This window comes from Methyloparacoccus murrellii (genome assembly GCF_054657115.1).
This window is the reverse complement of record NZ_BAAHXD010000083.1, coordinates 1-4218: the sequence shown is the minus strand read 5'-3', so window position 1 is coordinate 4218 and position 4218 is coordinate 1. Positions and strand designations below refer to the sequence as shown.

The window sequence follows — 4218 nt, the reverse complement described above, 5'->3', positions numbered from 1 at the left end:
CTAGACGACTTCCAGTCGCGCAGGCCCATCGATGTCATCAGCGCCAACCGTCCGGTCCTGATCCTGGACGAGCCGCAGAAGATGGAAGGCGGCAAGACCCTGGACTCGCTGGTCAATTTCAAGCCACTAATGGTGCTGCGTTACTCGGCCACCCACAAGACCACCCACAACAAGATTCACCGGCTGGACGCGCTGGATGCCTACAACCAGAAGCTGGTGAAGAAGATCGCCGTGCGTGGCATCGCGGTGAAAGGGCTGGCAGGTACGGCGGGCTATCTGTATCTCCAATCCATCGAGATTTCCAGTAAGAAGCCGCCCGAGGCGCGGGTGGAGTTCGAGCAGAAGCTGACGGGCGGCAATATCAAGCGTGTCGTTCGTAAGCTGGCCAAAGGCGACAACCTGTTTGAGCTTTCCAACGGGCTGGATCAGTACCGAGATGGCTTCGTCGTCTCTGATATCAATGCCAATACCGATACGCTGAGCTTTACCAATGGCGTGGAACTGACGGTGGGTGATGCTACCGGCGACGTGACCGAAGCGGCCCTGCGACGCATCCAGATTCGGGAGGCAATCAAGGCGCACTTCGACAAGGAGCAAGTGCTGTTCTTGCAGGGCATAAAAGTGCTCACCCTCTTCTTTATTGATGAGGTGGCCAAGTACCGGGACTATTCCGCTGCCGACGAGAAAGGCGAATACGCCCGTGTCTTCGAAGAGGAGTACAACCTGTATCTCAACGAGATGCTTGATCTAGATGAGACGCCCTACATCAAATACCTGAAGGATATTGCGGCCGATAGGACCCACAGCGGCTACTTTTCCATCGACAAAAAGACCAAGCGACTGGCCGACCCCACGGTTGCCAAACGCGGTGAGAATGCTGGACTCTCCGACGATGTGGACGCCTATGATCTGATTCTGAAGGACAAGGAACGACTGCTGTCGATGGGCGAGCCAGTGCGTTTTATCTTTTCGCATTCGGCCTTGCGTGAGGGCTGGGACAACCCAAACGTGTTTGTGATTTGCTTCCTCAAACAGCCGGATTACAACAACGAAGTCACGCGCCGCCAGGAAGTAGGCCGGGGCCTGCGTCTATCGGTCAATCAGAATGGTGACCGGATGGATCACCCGGCGACAGTACATGATGTAAACGTGCTGACGGTGGTGGCCAGCGAGAGCTACAAGAACTTTGTGGCGGCACTGCAGGATGACATCAGCAAGTCGCTGTCGGCGCGACCGAGAGTCGCCGACAAAGCCTACTTCACGGGCAAAATATTGAACATGGCTGAAGGGCCGGTTACGGTGTCGGATGATCAGGCGACGGATATTGAGTTCTATCTGATTCAGAACGGCTATGTGGATAAGAAGCGGGCCATCACCGAGAAGTACCATCAGGCCAAGAAAGATGGGGTCCTGGAGGAGCTACCGGAGGAATTGCAGTCATACGCTGACCAAGTGTTCCAGCTTATCGACAGTGTGTTCAGCGAGAGCCAGTTGCCAAACATCGGTGACGACCGAAAGCCGAAGAAAAACCCGCTCAACGCCAACTTCGACAAAGAGGAGTTCAAGGCACTGTGGAGCCGTATCAATCGCAAGGCAGCCTACAGCGTTGACTTCGACTCGGACGAACTGGTGCAGAAGGCTGTCAAGGAATTGGACGCCAGCCTGCACGTCACGCCGTTGCAATACACCATCCAGACAGGCGAGCAGATTGATCAGGTAACTGATGAAGCACTCAAGCGTGGGGACGGCTTCAAGATTTCTGAAACAGAAATTGAATACAACAAGCAATCGGTTCACTCAGCGGTCAAATACGACCTGATTGGTAAGCTGGCCGAAGGCACGCAATTGACTCGCCGGACAGTGACGGAAATTCTCAAAGGGATCAACGCCGCCGTATTCGCGCTGTTCAGGATCAATCCAGAGAGCTTCATTGCCGAGGCCGTACGCCTGATCAACGAGCAGAAGGCAACCGTCATCATCGAACATCTGGCCTACGATTCGGTCGAGGACAGATTCGATCTGGATATTTTCACCGCTGGACAATCCAAGCAGGATTTCAGCAATGCCGGTGACAAGCTCCAGCGGCATATCTACGACTATGTAGTGACCGATTCCAAGATCGAGCGGGAGTTCGTGAAAGAGCTGGATACGGCCAATGAAGTGGTGGTCTATGCCAAGTTGCCACGCGGCTTCCTGATTCCCACGCCCGTCGGTGATTACAACCCCGACTGGGCGATTAGCTTCAAGGAAGGCGCGGTCAAGCACATCTATTTCGTGGCGGAAACCAAAGGTTCTATGTCGTCAATGGATCTGCGAGAGATCGAGAAAACCAAGATCAAATGCGCCAGAAAATTCTTCGATGAGATGAATCGTCGCTTTGCCCCAGAAAACGTCAAGTACGACGTGGTGGACAGCTTCGGCAAGCTGATGGAGGTGGTGAAGTAGTTCACCAACGCAGCGGAGCTGGTCATTTGACTTGCCCGCTGCGTGGCTAATCTAAGGTGTCTCTCATTCGTTGAAACGCGGACGTATCCTATGCGTTTGATTCATGGGCGCACCCGGGACATTGAAACATTGACGCCAATATTGACACCAGATGACGCCTTGGCGGCTGTAAAGCGTGCCACTCTGAACTATCCAGAAAACCACCGTTTTATGAACTGCCATCTGCCGTCGATCTCTGCATGAAAGCCCCCTGGCTTTCCCATAGTCGCCGGTAGACCACCTCATCGTCGGTCGGTTCGCGGTTGATCTGCTCCAGCAGCCAGGCCGCGCCGGCGGCCAGTGCTTCGTCGCGGTCGGGATACTGATCGTCGAGCGCGAAACACATGCCGCCCACCCTGTAGTTCACCTCCCACGCTTGGCCGTCATGGGTGCGACACGCGGCGTAGGCGAAATAATCTTCCTTGGCGTGCATCTCGTCACACGCTGCTTGCAGCTCGGGACGAAGCGGGGGCAAGGAGTAGTGTCCGTTTCTCATACTTTCGTGCCCTCCTGGTCGGCAGCCGCCATCGCGTCAGCCTCGGTCAATGCGTCCTCGCGGAAGGCCCCCATGCGCACCGCCTCGGCCTGGCTCACTTCGACGGCCCATATCCGTTTGACTTGGGATGGGCTGCACCCGGCCAGCTCGGCCGTCCTGGTGATGCTGTGGCCGGACTTGCGCAGCGCAATAACCTGAGCATGGCGCTTCGGGTCAGCGCGGCGGCCGCGATACTTGCCGGCGTCCTTCGCCAGCTCGATGCCTTGGCGCTGGCGTTCGCGCCTGTCTTCGTAGTCGTCACGGGCCATCTGGAGGGCCAGCTTCAAAAGCATGTCCTGGACGGACTCCAGAACGATCTTAGCAACGCCCTGGGCCTCGGCCGCCAAGTCGGATAGATCGACCACGCCAGGAACGGCCAGGCGCGCGCCCTTGGCCCGGATCGAGGCCACCAGGCGCTCGGCCTCGGGCAACGGTAGGCGGCTGATCCGGTCGATCTTCTCGGCGATAACCACCTCTCCCGGTTGCAGGTCGGCCACCATGCGCAGCAGCTCGGGCCGGTCAGCGCGCGCGCCGGATGCCTTCTCGCGGTAGATGCCGGCGACGTAGTACCCGGCAGCCTTCGCGGCCGTGATGATCCCCTCCTGGCGCTCCAAATCCTGCACGTCTGTGCTGACACGCAGATAGACCCGCGCCATCATTGGGATGGCATTCATGTCAAAACCCCTTCGGCTTGTAGACGGAGACAAAGTAGGTGAGCGCGGTCAGCACGGCGAAGTGCAGCAGGAACGTCCAGCCGACATGCATGCCCGGCGTGTGCCAGTGGTAAAACATCCGCAGGAGCTGGAACAACACCTCAAGGGACACCACCCATCGGAGGATCGGCCAGACCAGTACCGTCGCCATCCATACGAACTTGACCAGGCCGGCCAACAGCCCCTGACCCTCAACCTTCTGAACGCCAGGTACGGAAGCTGGGGCAGGCTGCACCGGCTCAGCCGCGGCGGGCTGCTCGACCTTCTTGGGGAACTTGATGACATTGGACATAGCGCGCTTGGGTATACGCTAATACGCCGATGCTACGCTGCCCGGCTCTTTTATGAAAGAGCAACTTATATGCGCCTAGCTCAAGCTCCCAGCCCTAACGCGCCATTTCGAGACAGTTTCAGCGCAACTCACGATGTGCTACCATGCACTAATTGCGTAACACATGAGAGTAACACCATGAGCGAAGCAACCTT

Annotated in this window: 4 protein-coding genes; 1 reads left to right on the top strand and 3 read right to left on the bottom strand. The window is 57.2% G+C overall.

Translation table 11 applies throughout. From position 1 onward, the window contains the following. A partial coding sequence (locus ACYQ1H_RS15175; protein ID WP_460028883.1) for a restriction endonuclease occupies positions 1-2445 on the top strand: 2445 nt, incomplete at its 5' end. A 208-nt stretch (positions 2446-2653) separates the two neighbouring features. Here the strand turns inward: ACYQ1H_RS15175 and ACYQ1H_RS15170 are convergent. Genes ACYQ1H_RS15170 through kleE form a run of 3 tightly spaced genes read right to left on the bottom strand, consistent with a single transcriptional unit; the run spans position 2654 to position 4024 of the window. Continuing rightward, on the bottom strand, positions 2654-2959 hold the full coding sequence (locus ACYQ1H_RS15170) for a hypothetical protein (RefSeq protein WP_460028882.1): 306 nt from the start codon (positions 2957-2959) through the stop codon (positions 2654-2656). Positions 2960-2976: 17 nt separating this feature from the next. Beyond that, positions 2977-3693, bottom strand: a complete 717-nt coding sequence (locus ACYQ1H_RS15165; protein ID WP_135811267.1) for a recombinase family protein — start codon at positions 3691-3693, stop codon at positions 2977-2979. Between the two features lies 1 nt (position 3694). Beyond that, positions 3695-4024 (bottom strand): KleE stable inheritance protein, encoded by a 330-nt coding sequence (gene kleE, locus ACYQ1H_RS15160; protein WP_135811268.1) that lies wholly within the window; start codon positions 4022-4024, stop codon positions 3695-3697. Between the last annotated feature and the right edge of the window lie 194 nt (positions 4025-4218).

Bases quoted from the DNA above. Each gene is read 5' to 3' on its own strand.
- ACYQ1H_RS15165 (WP_135811267.1), bottom strand. From the start codon at position 3,693: ATGAATGCCATCCCAATGATGGCGCGGGTCTATCTGCGTGTCAGCACA.
- kleE (WP_135811268.1), bottom strand. From the start codon at position 4,024: ATGTCCAATGTCATCAAGTTCCCCAAGAAGGTCGAGCAGCCCGCCGCG.